Below are 19,003 nucleotides of genomic sequence, written 5' to 3' on the forward strand. Positions count from 1 at the left end.
CTCTTTAACCTGATATCCGAAATTTGAAATTTTATTAATCATATACCTTGATTTCGTTATAGAATGTATCACGCTCCACGGGAATCCGGCCGGCTCCTTGAATTAGCCAGACAAGCTCTTTGCGAGTCAAACCCTCAGGTGTCAATGCACCAGCGGCGTGGCTTATACGCTCTTTTAGAATCGTACCGTGAACATCGGATGCTCCGAAGCTGAGTGCCACCTGTGTTAATTGAGCGCCGATATTGATGAAATAAGCTTTAACATGGTCGATATTATCGAGCATGAGGCGGCTAATCGCAATGGTCTTCAAGTCCTCATAAGCTGAGTTTCGGCGCATGATGCCTGCATTCTTATTCTTTGGTTGCATAGAGAGTGGGATAAATACCATAAATCCATTCGTCTCATCCTGCAGATCTCGGACCTGCAGCATATGGCGGATACGGTCCTCGTGACTTTCAATAGAACCGTACAGCATTGTAGTATGTGTTCTCATGCCGAGCTGGTGTGCGGTACGGTGTACCTCAAGGTACTGATCCACATTGGCTTTGTCCACTTTCATCTTCTGGCGGTATTGGTCTGACAGTATTTCGGCTCCGCCTCCGGTCAATGTTTTCAGGCCGGCTTTCTGCAGCTCTTGCAGCACTTCCTTTATGCTAAGACCGCTGATCCGTGTGAAAAATTCAATTTCAGCTGCCGTATAGGCCTTTAGTGTTACGTCTGGAAACCGCTCATTGAGGGCTTTTAATGAATCTACATAGTATTGGAACGGTACATGGTTGTTATGTCCGCCAACAATATGGAACTCTCGAATACCCGGGTGGAAGTGCTCTTCCACATACTTAATCATTTCCGGACCGGAGAGAGTATAGGAGCCTTCCTCGCCTTGGTCTTTACGGAAATTGCAAAAAGCACAGCGGGACTCACACACATTGGTGAAATACAAACTCATGTTTTCAATAAAATAAACCTTGTTCCCGTTTTTGCGCAGATTCGCTTCATTTGCGAGCTGCCCCAGGGTCAGAAGGTCATCGGTTTGATACAAATAGACGCCGTCTTCGAGGTTCAAGCGAATACCGTTTTGAACCTTCTCAACAATCTCAGCCATTCTTTTGTCCATTAAAGGGGTTACAAGGGTGGGCATAAATTTCCTCCTCTTCACGCATTATGGCACCCAAAGGTGCAGAGATGTATCAATTGTCCGTTTCTGGTGAATCGTTTCGCTAACGGATCATTACATCGTTGAGGTAAGCAGGTATAATTAAAGGATTTTGTGAAAAAATATACAACTATGAACACGGACACATCGAATAGGCAGCAAGGGCCGCCGGATGTGACAGAAATCCAACACTTAACCTCTTTAGTTCCTTTCCTATTATAAACCTGACCTCTCAGGGTAGCAATACATACCGTAGGAAAAGAGGAGACTATATGAAGAATGTCAGGTAATTACGCCGCTTGAGGGTTAGCTTGATGTGGAGTATACTGAAAAGTGAACGAAAAGGAGGGTGACCTATGATTACAATCAGTGATACTGCAGCAGAACGTCTGAAAGATATGCTTGCGGAACAGGAAACACCAAATATGTTCCTTCGTTTGGGTGTCACGTCCGGTGGGTGCAGCGGTTTTTCCTATGCAATGGGCTTTGACGACGACGAAACGGAAGATGATGTATATATGAATGTCGCCGACATGAAAATTGTGGTTGACAAGGATAGTATGAAATATTTGAACGGTCTCGAAATTGACTTTGAGGAATCCGGCATGACGGGTGGTTTCACCATCCACAATCCAAATGCCACGGTAACCTGTGGTTGCGGATCTTCCTTCCGGACGAAAACAGATGCGGGCAATCCGAGCGCGGAGCCTTGCTAATCATGGACTTTCGGCGTTATATGAAACAATAGATTGATTTTGTTATTAGCGCAAATAAATGCCTCTCGTATAACTGGTTTTATACGAGAGGCATTTATGTTATTTCTTACGGCTAAATAATCGCATGAAGAGCTTTACAATTTCTACAATCGGAATGATTGAGAAGGCAGAGATTACGACTACTAGCCACTGTTCGCCATTCAATCGAACTACATTGAATAGATCATTCATGAATGGGACTAAGATCACGATCAGGACGAGAAATCCTGATACAAGTGCAGCGCCATTCAAGTATTTGTTGGAGAATACACCGATCGTAAACAACGATTTGGTGGTCGAACGCACGTTGAATGCATGTGTTAGCTGAATCATTCCAAGTGTTGCAAAGGCCATGGTTACGGCAACGGCCTCAGAATAGTGCGTATGTCCGTAGTAGTAAGCAAATAAGGTTAAAGCAGCTTCCAAAACACCTTGATAGACGATTCCAACCCCAATACCATCCGCAAATACGCTCTCTGAGGCCTTACGAGGCTTTCGCTTCATGATGTCATTTTCCGCTTTTTCAAGGCCTAAAGCGAGTGCTGGTAATGTGTCTGTGACAAGATTGATCCATAAGATGTGAATCGGAAAAAGAATCTTCCAACCGATTAAAGTAGCGATGAATAGTGTGAGCACTTCACCAAGATTGGCAGATAAGAGAAAATGGATCGTCTTACGAATATTGCTGTATACTTTGCGACCTTCTTCTACAGCAACAACAATCGTCGTAAAGTTGTCATCGGCAAGCACCATATCGGAGACACCTTTGGAAACCTCAGTACCTGTAATCCCCATGCCGACACCAATGTCGGATGCCTTGAGTGCAGGTGCATCGTTAACTCCGTCTCCAGTCATTGCAACAATCTTACCACGCTTCTTCCAAGCTTGAACGATACGTACCTTATGTTCAGGTGATACCCGGGCATATACAGAATACTGTGTGACTTTCTCTTCGAATTCTTGATCACTAATTTGATTTAACTCACTTCCCGTAATAATGCCGCTCTCATCTTCAATAATATGAAGCTCCTTGGCAATTGCTGTAGCTGTATCACGATGATCTCCTGTAATCATGACTGGACGTATGCCAGCGTTCTTACAGATGCGAACAGCTTCCTTCACTTCCTCACGAGGTGGATCGATCATTCCAACAAGACCGATGAAGGTTAAATTCTGCTCCACAGCTTCAGGTTTCATGATGCTTGGAATAGCTGACTCCTCACGATAAGCAAGCGACAATACACGTAGTGCCTTGTCTGCCATGGATTTATTGGCTTTGACAATTCGATCGTGATGCTCTTCTGTCAGCTCAATGACAGTTCCATTCAACAGGATACTGCTGCATCTTTCGAGCAGCACATCAGGTGCGCCCTTTGTCATAATGCGATAAACGGTACCACCATCATTTAGTTCATGGACAGTGGTCATTAACTTTCGATCAGAATCGAATGGAATTTCGGCCTTACGCGGAAATTCGATTTCACCTTCTCGTTTATCAAAGCCATGCTTAATTCCGTAATCAACTAATGCAGTCTCTGTTGGATCACCTATTAATGTAAATTGTTCTGAATCAGCCGTGTGTGAGATTTTCGTATCATTACATAGCGCCATGACTTGAAGAAAGATCTCATAGTCTTGCATCGTTTCAAGAGTTTGATCGGCTTGTTGCATGGTTTGTCCAATATAAGCTTGTTGTACAGTCATTTTGTTCTGTGTTAATGTGCCTGTTTTATCTGAACAAATAATTTCTGTGCTCCCTAACGTTTCAACTGCTGGAAGCTTACGAATAATCGCATTACGCTTCGCCATTTTCTGAACGCCTAGTGCTAGAATTATGGTAACGATCGCAGGTAACCCTTCCGGTATAGCTGCTACTGCCAGCGAGATGGAAGTGAGAAGCATATCAAATATTTCTCGACCTTGAACCATACCTATAATGAAGATGGCTAAAGCAACACCGATTGTGATGATAGTAAAATATTTCCCCAGCTCATTCAGCTTGCGTTGTAGCGGAGTTACTTCATCTTCATCATGGGAAATAAATCCGGCAATCTTACCGACCTCTGTACTACTTCCGGTTGCTGTAACAACACCAATGCCTCGGCCATAGGAGATATTGCTAGTCATATAGGCCATATTCTTACGATCACCGATTACGAGATCTGCTTTCTCCAGCGGGTCAACTACCTTCTCAACAGGGACGGATTCTCCAGTCAATGCAGCCTCTTCAATCTTGAGTGAAGCAGATTCAATCAGTCGCATATCGGCTGGTATAACATCGCCAGCTTCCAGAAGAACAATATCACCTGGAACAAGCTCCTCTGCTTTGATATTGACAACCTCGCCATTTCTTTTTGTTTGAGCGTAGGGGGAAGACATTTGTTTAAGAGCTGCAAGTGCCTGTTCGGCTTTATTCTCTTGAATCACTCCCAGAACGGCATTCAGGACAACAACGAATAGAATGATAAAGGAATCAGTCCATTCTCCAAGCAAACCAGAAATAAGTGCTGCAACGAGCAGTATGATGATCATGACATCTTTAAACTGTGCGAGCAGTTTAGCAAGCAATGATTTTCCTTCACGTTCCTCGAGTGCATTCTTGCCGTACTGCTGCAGTCTTGCGGCGGCTTCTTCTTGAGATAAACCATCGTAATGACTGTTTAGTGACGATAAAGTTTGATCAGTGGAAAGAGTGTGAAATGTTTCGCTTGATTGTTTTTTGCTATCCAATTCAGTCACTCCTATTCTTTATTGCTTTGAAATCCGATCCAGAAAATATATCCAGAGGATAAATGGTTGTAGAAGTTAATACGCATGATTTTATTAAAGTTCCCATAAATCGCAAAAATATATTCGTACCTTCTTTACTCGCTCCGAAGATAATAAAGTTTTTCATGTTTAGAATCCTAATTGCTTAGCAACATAAGCAGCGACTGCTTTATCCTGAAATTCCTTCCAGCCGCTAAGCTTGGAGTTTTCCGCCAAAAAAGTGTTAAAATCATTTTGCACAAAAGCCTCAAACTCCTCTTGGCTTTGGCCTTCATATCCGGCAGCATTTAATAACTCATCGAAGGAAGAGAAGTTGGAGTACATCTGAACAAACGATTCTGTGAACAAATCGTCTGTATGTACTTCGCGTTCCATATTCGAGAGTTTTTCTGCATTTTCTTGAATGCCTTTAAGTTTTTTCTCAAGTTGATCCAATTCACCAAACTCAATGTTCATAATTGCCACCCTCCAATGTCAGCGTCTAATTTCATTAAACCTTATTCTCGTGTGTTTGAATACATCTTACCCCAAGTAATATGTATAGTAAAAAGCCCTATTCTCAATGGAATAGGGCTTTTTACTATCAAGTTTATTAGCTATCATCAGGCAAAAAAGAATTGTTGATTAAGCATGAACACGATCATGCTGGCGGCTACAAGAGAGAAAGCGATACACCCTGCGCCGAGTCCCCTACGCTTGTCTTTAATAAACTTGAAACCGATAACAAAAATTGCAATCGTAATAGCAACAAGAGAGATTGACATTCCGATCATAGCTATCCAGTACAACACCTCAAACAGAGCATCCAAGGTTAAAAGCCTCCTTTATTTCAAACACGGAATCGACCACTACGACGGATAAACATCTGTGTTCCTAATATACGATAGTTTAAAAGCTTTGGAAAGAACAACCTGCATTAGACGGATTCTAACTGAATGATCCTAGGAATAGGCGAAATTACACGGACAATCATCCAAGAAGGAACCCGAACTATGGAGTAATATAAGGTATGTCATGATAAAAGGAGGCGTAGGCAGCATGGCGGGAAGACAGTTGGCCAGTAAGTGGCTTAAAACGGAAGCGCTGCTGACCGATCCTCGGATAATCCCTTATATCCCGGAAACGAAAGCTTACGGAAGGGACGATCTGATGTCGATGCTCTCACAATACGACATGGTTGTGATTAAACCAGTTGTGGGAACGGGTGGGAACGGCGTTATACGTATTCAGAATCACGATGAAGGCTATAACGTTAGCCATAAGGGACGCACGAGGTTTGTCAGTTCATTCCCCGAACTAATTCCTATACTGTCCAGTATGAAGTTAAGACGAAAATATTTGATCCAACAGGGTATTAACTTAGCCATGATAAAAGGGCGTCCTTTGGATTATCGGGTTAAAGTGGTCAAGGAGAAAGGGAGATGGGAATTCAGAGCGATGGTTGGAAGGCTTGCCAGGCCGGGCTTGTTTGTGACCAATCTGTGCAAAGGTGGTACGCAGCTAAGGTGCAGACCTGCGATCAGGCAGTCGCTTCCAGATATTAATGCCTATGAAAAGCGGAATGAGATGCGACAATTGACCCGGAATTGTATCGCGGTTTTGGAAAAACGTTTCCGTGGGATAGGCGAACTAGGTTTTGATTACGGACTTGATGATATAGGAGCAATATGGATATTAGAAGTTAACACTCGTCCAAGTTAAATCCAGATTAAACCAATTAGACATTTATATGAACTTTTAATAGGGTATTAAAAAAATAATTAGAAATTTCCGATAAATATACTAAATATTTTTTTAAGTCCTGTTTGAGACCAATATCCTGTGTATAACATTTATCCCCATAATCCACGTTGATAGAACAACAATCATGACACTTACCAACAAATTATACACAGGATTTCCACAGATGCTTGTGGATAAGGGAACAGTTGTTCTGTTATATGATGTTTGTTATGATAGATTTAGGAAAAATGAGGAAAGGGGTGTGAGAGGGATGGCTATGTTGACGGACGAGATGTTACTAGACTCCTATCATATGGCTATTGAGTTGAAATTAGAACGGGAGTTTATTACTTTACTGTTGGCCGAAATTCATAAACGGAACTTGGACACCGATTCCATCAGTATCCTTCACTAGTTCCACCACCTATAGATAAGAGAAATGTTTGACGTGTCGTCATGCATTCGAAGTGAAATCTACATATGTATGGCGTACAACCAATAGAAAAGGTATCTCGTATCCATCGATTTGTCAGTGGATAGAAGATACCTTTTTTGTTGAATTTTTTGCTGTTTATAGCTTCATATTGCTGCTGTGTCCAGGAGCAAGACGGGCATCAGGGTCAAAATAAACCTTGGCATTGTTGACCGCCGTTGGTGCTTCGCCAAATCCGACAGCAATCAGTTTCACTTTGCCTGGATAAGTGGTAATGTCGCCGGCCGCGAAGATTCCTGGGATGCTTGTCTCCATACGGGAGTCAACTACGATCGAGTTGTTCTCGATTGCAATACCCCACTCAGAGATGGGACCAAGAGAAGAAACGAATCCGAAATTGACGATCACATCGTCGACTTCGATCTCCTGTGTTTCTTTTGTTTTGATATGGGAAAGTGTCACCTTAGTAATTCGCTCATCACCGTGAAGTTCAGTGATCTCAGTCGGGGTGATAATGTTCACTTTAGAAGCAAGCAGCTTCTCCACACTGTGTTCATGCGCACGGAATTTATCACGGCGATGAACCAGACTTACTTGTTCGGCAATCGGCTCGAGCATAAGAGCCCAATCAACTGCGGAATCGCCTCCGCCGCTGATGAGCACCTTCTTCCCTTGGAAGCGGCTAAGATCGCTGACGAAGTAATGAAGATTGCTTTCTTCAAACTTATTCGCGTTATCGACTTCCAGACGGCGGGGTTCGAAAGCTCCTACACCGGCAGTAATAATAACGGCCTTAGTGTGATGTTCATCTTTATCTGTTTTTACGACAAAATGACGTTCGTCCAGCTTCTCAACCGATTGAACTTTTTCTTCCAGTCGGATGTCTGTGTCAAATAGATCCATCTGCTTGGAGAGGTTGTCGACCAGCTCTTGAGCAGTAACCTTCGGAAATCCGGCTACATCGTAAATATATTTTTCTGGATACAGTGCAGCCAGTTGTCCTCCGAGTTGGGGCATGCTCTCGATGAGTTTAACCGAAGCTTGGCGCATACCGCCGTAAAAAGCAGCAAACATGCCTGTAGGGCCGCCACCGATAATGAGAAGATCGGCCATATGATGTTCTTGCGGTGTTGATGTCAAGGGAAAGCACCTCCGAAATGATATATTCGAATCAGACAGACATTGTCCAAAGTAAATTCTGATTCATTGAATCCCCTCTATTATAATCGTCTGGAACCAGCATGAAAAGCCGGGATTCCCGCCAAAATACCTATTATTAATATGGTTGCGCTTTCTTCATTGTACAGGTCTGTAATGCGACAAACTTATCCCTTTTTTCGGTCAAAATATGTCTTGATCTTTGAAGCATTTATGAATATGATTAACGTGACAACTTGTGCTTAAAGGCATAATATCGACATTTTTTAGACATTAACGTAACGATTCGAACCCTTTTGACAGCTGTATTTCTGAAAAAAAGCAACATCAGGTCGAAACTTTAACGGGCTCTGATAAAGAGCTCTTCTCTTTTTTTAGAAGCAAATTCACAAAAAGTTAACATTTAAACCATACTATATATAGAAGTAAGCCGGGAGGAGCAGGAGAATGAGCAGCATACCGAAGATCGTAATCCTTGGTGCGGGTTATGGTGGCATATTGACAGCGCAGCGGCTGCAGAAAGAACTCAACTATAATGAAGCTGACGTAACGCTGGTGAACAGACATGACTATCACTACATTACGACCCATTTGCATATGCCGGCAGCAGGTACGGATAGCATAGAGAATACTCGGGTTTCCATATCGAAGCTGATTGACGAATTCAAAATCGATTTGGTGAAATCATCCGTACAGGAAATTCGGCTTCATGACAAAAAGGTCATTCTGGAAGACGGGACTTTGTCGTATGATTATTTGATTATCGGATTGGGCGGTGAGCCGGAAACTTTCGGTATCCCGGGTCTGGCGGAATATGCGATGTCCATCCGCAGCATTAACTCGGTCCGCTTGATACGAGAGCATATTGAATATCAGTTTGCTCTGTATAAGAATGAACGCAGACCACAGGAGCGTATTAATTTTGTCGTTGGTGGTGCTGGTTTCAGCGGTATTGAATTTGTGGCGGAGCTTGCGGACCGTATTCCTAAATTGTGTAAGGAGTATGACGTCGATCCTGCCCTTGTAAACATTTATAATGTTGAAGCTGCGCCATCAGCGCTTCCTGGATTCGCACCTGAACTGGTCGATTATGCCATTGAAGTGTTGAAGAAGAAGGGCGTAACCTTCAAGTTTGGCGTGGCGATCAAGGAATGTGCACCGAATGGGGTCGTTTTAAGCACGGGTGAGGAAATCCGGTCTGCAACGGTCGTTTGGACCGGTGGAATCCGCGGGAACCGTCTGATCGAGGCAGCTGGCTTCGAAACAATGCGCGGACGCGTAAAAGTGGATGAATATTTGCGGGCTCCAGGCTATGAGAACATTTATATTATTGGAGACAACTCACTGATATTTAACGAAGAGCGTCCATATCCACCTACGGCTCAGATGGCCATGCAGCAGGGAGTTTGCTGTGCACAAAACATCGTATCGGCAATTCGGGGCAAGGACTTGAAGAAGTTCGAGTTTCATAACAAAGGTACGGTTGCCTCTCTTGGCCGGGGTGAAGGAATCGCTGTTGTGGGCGATAAGAAATATCAGGGCTGGAAAGCGGCTCAGCTGAAAAAACTGGTTGACCTGCGGTACCTCTTTATCATTGGGGGCATCCCGCTCGTCCTGAAAAAGGGAAGGTTTCTATAAATGAGACACTGCAGTGTTCAAGTTCGGGGTCTGCTTACACGCGATGAGCTGGATCGATATAATGCTTTAATGGAAGTCGGCTCATATCTGGAATCTCAGGAAAAGTACGATCTGGCGTATACCATACAGCAGGAAGTTGATATATTGATTTTGCCCGCTATTGAGCGGTTGAAGGATAAGAGCAGGGCACGTGACCGGGCTACTGCAGAGTATTTAGAGTCCTTGCGTAAGGATGAAGACGAAGAAGATTAATAGATTAATAGATTAATAGACCTTGAAGGGGTTGCCTCATAAGTAGATTTTTTCTACTTTGGGACAGTCCCCTTTTTTCTATTTTTAAACGTGGATGGTTGCAGCGTCGTATACAGATAGAAGGGGTGTCTCAGATCAATAGACCTTTTGAGACACCCCTTTTTTAAGAAATAATAGTTTATGGTTAGACCTTCATCAGTTGTACAAAGGATTCTTGATCCAGTAGGTTGCCGACATAGAACGAACCGAACTCGCCGAAGCGGGCGCTGACTTCATCAAAGCGCATTTCGTATACGAGCTTTTTGAAATGGAGAGCATCGTCAGAAAATAATGTGACGCCCCATTCCCAATCATCCAATCCAACGGAACCGGTAATGATCTGTTTTACCTTACCTGCATAACTGCGGCCGATCATGCCGTGGCTGTACATCATGGAGCGTCTGTCTTCCATACTGAGCATATACCAGTTGTCCGTCAAATCGCGCTTCTTGTTCATTGGGTAGAAGCAAATATGCTTGGATTTTGGAAGAGCCGGCTTCAAGCGTGCAATAACATGCGGGTTCTGCATCGGATCGCCTTCCGAAGAGCCAGCCAAATAATTGCTGAGCTCTACAATACTGACGTAGGAGTAGGCCTTAGTTGTATATTGCGCAAATGTCGTTTTGTTAAAGGCGTTCTCGATTGCATTTAGCTCTTCAAGCGTTTCGCGCAAATGCATGAATACAAAGTCTGCTTTTTGCCCAACGATGGTGTATACTGCAGTGCTTCCTTGCTTGGATTCTTCTATTTGATTCCACTCGTCCAGAAAAGCGTGCAGCTCGTCCAATGCAACAGCGCGCTCCTCATCATCCGCAGCTTTCCAAGCTGGCCAATTGATCGAGCGGAAATCATGCAGTGAATACCAGCCATCAAGCGTCATTGCGGCTTCGTTCATATGATCACTCCTAAACATTCTTATATGTGCTTGCGATCAAGCGGAGTAAACCGCTTGCTTAAACCTTCTTCCATTGTATCTAACCGCAGGAAGAAGGGCAAACGATGACACAATCTATTCACGGAATGTTCGTTGATATGTGACATTTTTTTTAGTACACTATCTACTAGCCCGCCCTATTGTGTGCTATTTTTCATAGTCATAGAGGATACCACGATTTTGAGGGTGACGAAGAAGAGGTGAATTGGCGACAATGCTGCAGTTTATTCCTGTGCTCGTGTTGATGATTTTATTTTTTGTCATGATGTTCGGTATCGGTTTTATCCTCAATATGTTGATGAAAACGACATGGTTTCCCTGCTATTTGTTCGTGATCGTTATATTACCGGTTGTGGTGTACAGCTTGTGGAACCGTGATGAAGCAACGCTCTGGGCGCATATCAGCTCATTCCAGCTGGTGGATTATTTGACAGGGGTAGCCGGATTGGCGGGAGCATTTTTGAGTGGCTGGACCATCAATACACTGCGTGTTAAAGGATTTAAAATGTTTTAAACATGTTTTGTTGGCCTTATAATCGGCATCGGCGACTCTCCTGAATCGGGTGGGTCGTTTTTGTTGCTGTTAAGAAGAGTGCTCATTAATTCCAGAAATTTTGACCTCTTAAACAGATTTCCGCCACCTCTTTTTATGATAGAATAGAGGCAGTCTATTTTTATTTGAATAAGGACGCCGAAGGCGTTTCTTCTTGGGCGATAGGGGAGGAGCAATAACGATGCGTATGACAAACTTTTTGCATTTTACTGAAAACCACCGTTACTGCGTATACCGCGACTTCTGTCTGAGCGGATTGGATGACAAAATGCTCAGTTCCATATATCAGCCGATGGTAGGGGCTTTCGCTGTCAGTTTATACCGCCTTATGTTCATGCATGTACCTTTAGAAATGGTAGGGTATTCGGCGATCGAACAGCAGCGCCGGCTGTTTTTAACTTTAGGCCTCGAGCCCAGCGAAAAGGGACGCAAGTATTTAATAGAGCAGACCTCTAAGCTGGAAGCTGTGGGATTGCTTCAAACGAGCCGGATGTTCGTTCCGGAGACGGACGACTATATTTATGAATATGAACTACAGGCGCCATTGTCTCCTTCGGATTTTTTCAATACACAGCATCTGACACTGCTATTGCGTGACAAGGTCGGTAAATTTTCCGTGCTGTCGCTGCGTGAACAGCTGTGGAGCAAGGAACCTCAGGAATGGTCGGGGATTTCGCTAAATAAAGAAAATATTTCCGTTCCATTTTATGATATTTTTGAATTGAACACTCATGTGATCGATTATGAGCTGGAGCAGGCTCTGACCGAAGTGGAACCGCCGCGGAATCCTTCAGTGCAACATATCGTGCCGCAAGGTGAAGGTTTGAACTATTCTGATATTATATTGCGGTTTCCGCGCGAATCCAAAAACCGTGTGTTTGTAGAGCGTCTTCGGTACGACCATGAACAGATGGGCATTGTCAATTATGTCGTGCGTAAATACGACTTGAGTGTACAGGACTTGTGCCGGCTGCTCGATGAGGATGAGATCTTCTCCAGTCAAGGGGAAGTGATGCTGGACGAGCTTCAGCACAGGGCAAGTCTTCATTTCAGGCAGGGGATGAAGCTGCAGGAGAAACGGCAGATTACTGCCGGGAAGGTCGTGGCGCTGCATCAGGAACTGAATGCTGATCCAGATGTGCCAGTAGAAGAGCATGCCGTACAGATGGAATATTATGTAGAAGTTCCGTCACAATTTCAATCTAAATGCGATATTCACCAATATAATATGATGCTTCGCAACGAGCCGTATACCAAGCTGCTTCAAACATTTTTCCCAGGCTCTGTTCCGGCGCATTTTATGGAAATGTTCGAAAAGATTGATCTAAGCTACAAGCTGCCTGGTGAAGTTATCAATGTGTTGATACATTATCTGATGTCTTTGATTGCTGCAGGTGGAGATCAACGGATCAATCGGAATTTCGTGGAGGCTATTGCTTCCAATATGCTGCTAAAGCAGGTTAACAGCTATGAGAAAGCTGTCCAGTATATACGTGATCAGGCCAAGATGAAAGGCAAACAGGCCGCAGCCGCTTCGCGCACGCGTACATATGCTAAGAGCGGAAAAGTGAAACCGGAGATCCCGGTGGCGCTGGAGTCTGCTCAAGGTGAAGCCGTGACGGAAGAGGAATATGAGGAAATGCTGAAGCTTGCTGCAGAAATGCAGGCCAGCAAGAAGAGGGGCGGATAGATTTATGCTTCGCTCTTATGAAAGGAAGGTGTGTACGTGGAGTCTCTAGGTGAATTGCTGGAAAGTATGAAAAGTCCAGCGTTCCGTCGCCGTTCAGATCAGATTGCGGATCATCTACTAAAGCACCCGCTCATCCTTAGTCTTCGGGCTGAACATCCAGAGCTGGATGAAAAAGTGCTGAAGACCAATCTGAGCCGTTTATATCAATATGTTGGTGATCATGAGAACTGTGAACAGTGCCCCGGTCTGGAGCGGTGTCCTAATGATTTTCAAGGCCATTATAGCAAGCTGGATGTTCAGCCTATGAACGGCTCTCCGGAAATATATGAACGGAAAGCTCCCTGTTCACTGCAAATTGCTAAGAACAATGAAGATCAGATTCGAAAACGGGTTCGCAGCTTTTATTTGGATGAACGGGCTTTGAATGAAGGTTATGATGAAGTGGAAATTATGGCCAAAGACCGTCTTCGGGCTCCGGCTGTGCATCAGGTCTTTCGATATATTCAAGATACCAAGGAGAATGCTTTGTCACCGCGGGGACTATATCTGACTGGAACGTTCGGAACAGGGAAGACGTATCTGATGTGCTATATGCTGCATGAGCTGGCGAAGGAAGGTTATACCGGTGTTATTGTATATATGCCGGATTTCGTGGAAGATTTGAAATCGATGATGCAGGACGGAAGCAAGCTCAAGGAAACGGTTGAAACCATGAAAAATTGTGATCTGCTCATTTTTGATGATATTGGTGCGGAAAACTTGAATCCATGGGTACGAGATCACGTACTGGGCGCTATTTTAAATTTCCGGATGAATCGAAAACCTACCTTTTACACTTCGAACTACCCGCTTGACGGATTGGAAAGACATCTTAGCTTTACAAGCAAAGATGGCGAGGAAAACCACAAGGGTCAACGTTTGATGAATCGGATTTCACCCTTTGTGGATGCTGTTCAGCTGTTCGGTGAGAATCATCGCGGAAAAGTATAAATGATATGAGAAACACATGGTGAACGTAAGTAGAAACGGTTTCACCGTTATATTTCTCGCAGAAACGCCGTCGTCCTTTGAGAAGGACGACGGCGTTTCAACTTGCGCAAACGGTGGGTTCCATTAAAGGATCGCACCGTTTCTTATTACGTGCTCAGCAGAGCATTTAGCCAACGAGGAACTTGATAATAACCATAGCGAAGAAGATGACGAACATAAAGCCAAACATGCCCGTGAAACCCATCATCAAATCGCCAAAATCATTACGAGGTTCTTCGTTGATATGCTCCCGAGGATCCACTGCGCGCACGTTAACATCCATGGGCCTGCCTCCTCTAAAGGTGAACTGCCGTGTGATTCATTTCCTTGACATTATCACCGGGTTCATTATTTGTAGTATACCCAATGGGTAAATCATTTGTAAAGAATGGTTGGACATTCCATTCTGCATGATACGTCTATTTCACTTTGTTTATATGGATGTGGTATACTATAGTGGTCGGCTTAGACATAATATTCTAAGCACATAATGTGACTTTCCTATAAGGAGGAGAAACTCATGGCTATCGTCAATGTATCCGACCAGACTTTTACTAATGAAGTAGAAGGTCAAGGAACGGTTGTAGTTGATTTTTGGGCGCCTTGGTGCGGTCCTTGTAAAATGCTTGCTCCGATTCTGGACGAATTGTCCCAAGAACTCGGCGATGATGTGAAAATCGCAAAGGTGAACGTAGATGAAAATCCTGAATCTGCTTCCCGTTTCGGCGTGATGAGTATCCCAACACTGATCTTCTTTAAAGACGGCCAGCCTGTTGATAAAGTTGTCGGTCTGAACTCCAAAGAAGCTTTGAAAGGCATTATTGCCAAACATCAGTAAGCAAGCATCTATTATATAGGATGTACGTGTACCCATACAGCGCCTTCGGTTTCGGACCGGAGGCGCTTTGTGTGGTTTTGAATCATAATCTCCCTGGAGAGGAGTAGAAGGATGGAAGATTTCGCGAAGAAGCTTCAGGAACAGGAAAAGGCGATGGAGAATATCCGTAATAAGCTGGCTCTTCTGCCCGATCTGCCGGGCTGTTACCTGATGAAGAACGGGGAAGGCACGATTATATATGTAGGTAAGGCCAAGGTTCTCAAGAATCGGGTGCGTTCCTATTTTACAGGCAGCCATGATGGGAAAACCCAGCGGCTTGTTTCTGAAATCCGCGATTTTGAATACATCGTTACGGGCAGTAACATGGAAGCCTTGATTCTGGAATGTAACCTGATCAAGACACACCAGCCGCGTTATAATGTGCTGCTCAAGGATGACAAAACGTATCCATACCTAAAGATTACGAATGAAGCGCATCCCCGGCTAGAAGTAACGCGGCGGGTGCTTAAAGATAAAGCAAAATATTTTGGACCTTATCCGAACGGTTATGCAGCCCATCAGACCAAAAAGCTCCTCGACCGTATGTATCCGCTTCGAAAGTGTGGGGTAATGCCGAAAGAGGTGTGTCTGTACTACCACATGGGCCAGTGTATGGCTCCGTGTGTGAAAGAGGTGCCTCAATCGGCTTACGAGGAAATTACACGTGAAATCAGCTCTTTTCTAAGCGGTGGACATGAAGAAGTGAAAAAAGAACTGCAGCGAAAAATGCAGGAGGCAGCCGAAGAGCTGTACTTCGAGCGTGCCAAAGAGCTTCGGGATCAAATCATGCATATCGATGCCATTATGGAGAAGCAGAAGATTACTACTGCCGATACGAAGGACCGGGATGTATTTGGGTTTTCAGTCGATAAAGGCTGGATGTGTGTGCAAATTCTATATATGCGCCAGGGTAAAATGGTTCAGCGAAACGCATCCGTGTTCCCTTACTACGGAGAGGCGTACAGTGACTTCATGTCATTTGTGGCACAGTATTACAGTGACAATCCGGCTCTGCCTCAGGAAATACTTCTGCCAGGCCCTTCAGTCGATGATGCGGCTTCTGCAGAGGCAGTTGCCCCTTCGGCTGAAGCAGAAATGAAAGAGATGGATCCACAGGACGACGAAGCTATGCAGCTAGATTCTGTTCCGGCTACTGAGGCTTCCGATAAAGCTGGCGATTACCTCGGTGAAGGAGCAGGAAGCGTGGACGCTGCCGGTGGTGCTGCAGCTCTGCAGGAGTGGATCGGTGTGAAGGTGCACGTGCCGCAACGGGGCTTGAAGCGCCAAATGATCGGGATGGCCTCGCAAAATGCCAAAGTATCGCTGGATGAGAAGTTTCGGCTAATTGAACGGGATGAAGAGCGGACGTCGATTGCTGCTGCTAACTTAGGCGAGGTAATCGGTCTCGACACGCTGCACCGGATCGAAGCGTTTGATAACTCGAACATACAGGGGACGAACCCGGTCTCTGCCATGGTTGTGTTTATTAACGGTAAGCCGGACAAGAAGGAATACCGGAAGTATAAAATCCGATCCGTGCAGGGGCCAGACGACTATGAGACGATGCGAGAGGTTATACGGAGGCGGTATGAGCGGGTGCTTAAGGAAAATCTGCCTATGCCCGATTTGATCGTAGTGGACGGAGGCAAAGGCCAAATTTCTGCAGCCGTGGATGTGCTGGAGAATGAGCTCGGTCTGTTCATTCCAGTCTGCGGACTTGTTAAGGATGCTAAGCATAAGACGGCTCAACTGATGGTGGGTGATCCGCCGGAGCCTGTGTCGCTGCCTCGTGACAGTCAGGAGTTTTATTTGCTCCAGCGCATACAGGATGAGGTTCACCGGTTCGCGATATCTTTCCACCGAGATCAGCGGGGGAAATCGATGGTTACCTCGAAGCTGGATTCAATTCCAGGAATCGGAGAGAAACGGCGTAAGATGCTCCTGAAGCATTTTGGATCTGTCAAAAAGATTAAAGAGGCCAGTATTGATGACTTCCGGCCTCTGTCTATAGGCGATAAACTTGCCAAAGAGATTTTAAGCGCACTGCGTGATGAGGAGTCGTAATGTTGTTGGAACAAAGAGAAACGGCCTCCGTCCTATGTGGACGGATAAGCCGTTTCTTTTTTTATTTTGGGTGTATTGAATTTATAGATCACGTAACCGACGATGGCTGGCAAAATAATGTAGAAGATCCCCATCCATAAGTTAACCGGATCGTTCATCATCATGAGACTGAAGCCCATTAGAATGCTGTTGAACACCACATGCGCGAATACGGCGGCCATGTATCCGTAACGCAAGAAGATGAAACTGAACAGAAGCCCGATGATGACTAGCTCAATCGGTCTTGATATGACCGGATAGATCGGATACAAGGTGTGACCGAGAGCCCAGATGATCGAGGTGATGAGGCTGGCCACGAACGTGTTACGAACGATTTTTTTAACCATTTTAATACCGAACAGACGGTAGACAGCCTCTTCCGATATACCTGCAAACCAGGCCATCAACGGAAACAGCCATGGGTACAACATGTTAAAAGGTGATTGTGAGGCATCTGTTGTAGACCAGGTGTTGAGCGTAAGACCCAGCGCGATAAAGATCAGGGACTGTACACCAAGCAGAATGCAAGCCCACAAATACCCGAGTTTCATGCTTTCCAGCACGTATACGCCATACCCGGGTTCTTTGGCACGTGGCCATGGATTTAATCCCTCTTCCTTACGCCATAATCCGTTCCCTCCAACGAGTGAGAAGTAGAGCAGGGCTGAGAATACGATGGAGTAGACCGCATAAAAGATCAGGATACCCTTAATGCTGGCATCGCTCATTCCGTCTGCTTTAAAGACCGGCAGTAGGTTATAAGTGTTCAGCATTTGAATAACAAACAATAGCAAAGCAAGGAAAATACCTCTTTTAAATGAAGTGTGAGCTTTGGTTTTTACGCTGTAGACGATTGCCAGAATACCCAAAACGAGTGTAAACAATCCGTAGCCCAGCATTGTAAGCAAGGTAGCGTTAAGCGTCTGCTTCTCCACATAGGCGGTATGAGCACTAGGAACGGAAAATACAGGCTCGTACGAACGTAGTTGGCGGTCTTCAAAGGAGAAGTTCAGCTGAAGACGAGAGTCTCCGATCTTAGCTTCCGGGTCCTCATATTTCAGACCAGGTTCCCCTTCGCCAGTAATTCGTTCAAGCTTGGACGTATCATAACCCGCTCGGTGAAGCCAAGGTGCAGCAAGCGCCTCCTTCTCGGCTAGTGACATGTCGCCTTCGATCATCAGGAGCATCTGCTTTCGTACGCCACCCATCTGCAGCATGGCCCCTTTGTAACTAGAGCCGACCATATCAAAGGAAAAACCGGCGATACCCGCGTTCTGCATATGTACATCCACATTTAAAGCTGTCCCATCACCTTGATCAAACCTTACGCGATAAACATCATAAGGATACTTGCTTTCGAACTTTTTGTTATATTCGGTCAGCAACTTTTCTTTGGATAGGTATCCGTATACATCAGATCGGGATTGGTATGTAACGAGAGGTTCTTTACCTGGTGCGATGTTGTACTGCAACTGTTCCTGTACGAAGCGTTCGGCGGCTTCTGCCGCTGCCTTTTTGGTGATTAACTCGGGAGTTTTTACCTCTAGCGTGTCAGAGGCAGTAGACGGAAATACCTGAAAAATTAGAAACAGAATCAGGCCGATTGCCCCGAGCACCATTAAAGGTTTTTTGTTCGACTGAAGTTTAAGGGGCTGTCCTGCTTTATTCATGTCATTCCTCCTTGGTAATAGGGGTTAGAAATCGTTTGAAACGTTTCTTTCATGGAAACATAAATCAATATAACATAGATATGAAAGCAACAAACGGGTTATCCCATTCAAAATTATGAAAGATACGATGAAAACGAAGGAAAGATTTCGAAAACCTCAGAAAACCATGTGCTACTACTCTTGAATATGCCCAATTCCGCTCTTTTTTAAGTTAATTTACGTTAA

The 19,003-nt window shown here is 44.7% G+C and carries 18 protein-coding genes; 10 read left to right on the plus strand and 8 right to left on the minus strand.

Annotated features, from left to right (window positions below; translation table 11 throughout):
* Positions 1-34: 34 nt before the first annotated feature.
* Positions 35-1,141: an aminofutalosine synthase MqnE gene (gene mqnE / locus AC2TF5_RS04295; protein ID WP_491301004.1), complete on the minus strand. Its 1,107-nt coding sequence runs from the start codon at positions 1,139-1,141 to the stop codon at positions 35-37.
* Positions 1,142-1,512: 371 nt separating this feature from the next.
* On the opposite strand from mqnE, the gene AC2TF5_RS04300 reads away from it, so the two are divergent.
* Positions 1,513-1,872 carry a HesB/IscA family protein gene (locus AC2TF5_RS04300; protein ID WP_208917851.1) on the plus strand — a complete coding sequence of 120 codons (360 nt, stop codon included), beginning with the start codon at positions 1,513-1,515 and terminating at the stop codon, positions 1,870-1,872.
* 99 nt (positions 1,873-1,971) lie between these two features.
* Here the strand turns inward: AC2TF5_RS04300 and AC2TF5_RS04305 are convergent, their stop codons facing one another.
* From AC2TF5_RS04305 to AC2TF5_RS04315, 3 genes are all read right to left on the minus strand, one after another.
* Complete coding sequence (locus tag AC2TF5_RS04305; protein WP_491301005.1) at positions 1,972-4,641, minus strand: calcium-translocating P-type ATPase, SERCA-type; 2,670 nt, start codon at positions 4,639-4,641, stop codon at positions 1,972-1,974.
* Positions 4,642-4,809: 168 nt separating this feature from the next.
* Complete coding sequence (locus AC2TF5_RS04310; RefSeq protein WP_491301006.1) at positions 4,810-5,136, minus strand: hypothetical protein; 327 nt, start codon at positions 5,134-5,136, stop codon at positions 4,810-4,812.
* A gap of 146 nt (positions 5,137-5,282) precedes the next feature.
* A complete protein-coding gene (locus AC2TF5_RS04315; RefSeq protein WP_491301007.1) occupies positions 5,283-5,489 on the minus strand; it encodes a hypothetical protein in 207 nt (68 codons plus the stop codon).
* 229 nt (positions 5,490-5,718) lie between these two features.
* Here AC2TF5_RS04315 and AC2TF5_RS04320 point away from each other — a divergent pair, with 229 nt between their 5' ends.
* The gene (locus tag AC2TF5_RS04320; RefSeq protein ID WP_491301008.1) at positions 5,719-6,381 is read left to right on the plus strand and encodes a YheC/YheD family protein; all 663 of its coding nucleotides are present in this window, start codon (positions 5,719-5,721) and stop codon (positions 6,379-6,381) included.
* A gap of 292 nt (positions 6,382-6,673) precedes the next feature.
* Positions 6,674-6,817 carry a sporulation histidine kinase inhibitor Sda gene (locus AC2TF5_RS04325; protein ID WP_106766872.1) on the plus strand — a complete coding sequence of 48 codons (144 nt, stop codon included), beginning with the start codon at positions 6,674-6,676 and terminating at the stop codon, positions 6,815-6,817.
* A 156-nt stretch (positions 6,818-6,973) separates the two neighbouring features.
* On the opposite strand, the gene AC2TF5_RS04330 is transcribed toward AC2TF5_RS04325, so the two are convergent.
* A complete protein-coding gene (locus AC2TF5_RS04330) occupies positions 6,974-7,948 on the minus strand; it encodes an NAD(P)/FAD-dependent oxidoreductase (RefSeq protein WP_491302804.1) in 975 nt (324 codons plus the stop codon).
* A 492-nt stretch (positions 7,949-8,440) separates the two neighbouring features.
* Here AC2TF5_RS04330 and AC2TF5_RS04335 point away from each other — a divergent pair, with 492 nt between their 5' ends.
* Both AC2TF5_RS04335 and AC2TF5_RS04340 read left to right on the plus strand, forming a co-directional pair.
* The gene (locus AC2TF5_RS04335; protein WP_491301009.1) at positions 8,441-9,631 is read left to right on the plus strand and encodes an NAD(P)/FAD-dependent oxidoreductase; all 1,191 of its coding nucleotides are present in this window, start codon (positions 8,441-8,443) and stop codon (positions 9,629-9,631) included.
* Positions 9,632-9,883 carry a hypothetical protein gene (locus AC2TF5_RS04340; RefSeq protein WP_491301010.1) on the plus strand — a complete coding sequence of 84 codons (252 nt, stop codon included), beginning with the start codon at positions 9,632-9,634 and terminating at the stop codon, positions 9,881-9,883.
* A gap of 184 nt (positions 9,884-10,067) precedes the next feature.
* Here AC2TF5_RS04340 and hemQ read toward each other — a convergent pair whose 3' ends face one another.
* Entirely contained in the window at positions 10,068-10,817 is a 750-nt protein-coding gene (gene hemQ / locus AC2TF5_RS04345) for a hydrogen peroxide-dependent heme synthase (protein ID WP_491301011.1), read from the minus strand.
* A gap of 253 nt (positions 10,818-11,070) precedes the next feature.
* Here hemQ and AC2TF5_RS04350 point away from each other — a divergent pair, with 253 nt between their 5' ends.
* The 3 genes from AC2TF5_RS04350 to dnaI all read left to right on the plus strand — a co-directional run bounded on the left by AC2TF5_RS04350 (position 11,071) and on the right by dnaI (position 14,089).
* Entirely contained in the window at positions 11,071-11,370 is a 300-nt protein-coding gene (locus AC2TF5_RS04350) for a YuiB family protein (RefSeq protein WP_208917861.1), read from the plus strand.
* A 220-nt stretch (positions 11,371-11,590) separates the two neighbouring features.
* Entirely contained in the window at positions 11,591-13,099 is a 1,509-nt protein-coding gene (locus tag AC2TF5_RS04355; RefSeq protein WP_491301012.1) for a replication initiation and membrane attachment family protein, read from the plus strand.
* A 36-nt stretch (positions 13,100-13,135) separates the two neighbouring features.
* Positions 13,136-14,089 (plus strand): primosomal protein DnaI, encoded by a 954-nt coding sequence (dnaI, locus tag AC2TF5_RS04360; RefSeq protein WP_491301013.1) that lies wholly within the window; start codon positions 13,136-13,138, stop codon positions 14,087-14,089.
* A gap of 166 nt (positions 14,090-14,255) precedes the next feature.
* Here dnaI and AC2TF5_RS04365 read toward each other — a convergent pair whose 3' ends face one another.
* Positions 14,256-14,411 carry a YqzM family protein gene (locus AC2TF5_RS04365; RefSeq protein ID WP_208917864.1) on the minus strand — a complete coding sequence of 52 codons (156 nt, stop codon included), beginning with the start codon at positions 14,409-14,411 and terminating at the stop codon, positions 14,256-14,258.
* Positions 14,412-14,648: 237 nt separating this feature from the next.
* On the opposite strand from AC2TF5_RS04365, the gene trxA reads away from it, so the two are divergent.
* Positions 14,649-14,966, plus strand: coding sequence for a thioredoxin (trxA, locus tag AC2TF5_RS04370; protein ID WP_208917865.1), 318 nt, complete (start codon positions 14,649-14,651; stop codon positions 14,964-14,966).
* Positions 14,967-15,077: 111 nt separating this feature from the next.
* Complete coding sequence (gene uvrC / locus AC2TF5_RS04375) at positions 15,078-17,069, plus strand: excinuclease ABC subunit UvrC (protein WP_491301014.1); 1,992 nt, start codon at positions 15,078-15,080, stop codon at positions 17,067-17,069.
* 32 nt (positions 17,070-17,101) lie between these two features.
* Here uvrC and AC2TF5_RS04380 read toward each other — a convergent pair whose 3' ends face one another.
* Positions 17,102-18,778 (minus strand): CPBP family intramembrane glutamic endopeptidase, encoded by a 1,677-nt coding sequence (locus AC2TF5_RS04380; RefSeq protein ID WP_491301015.1) that lies wholly within the window; start codon positions 18,776-18,778, stop codon positions 17,102-17,104.
* Between the last annotated feature and the right edge of the window lie 225 nt (positions 18,779-19,003).

Source organism: Paenibacillus sp. JNUCC 34 (assembly GCF_058269055.1).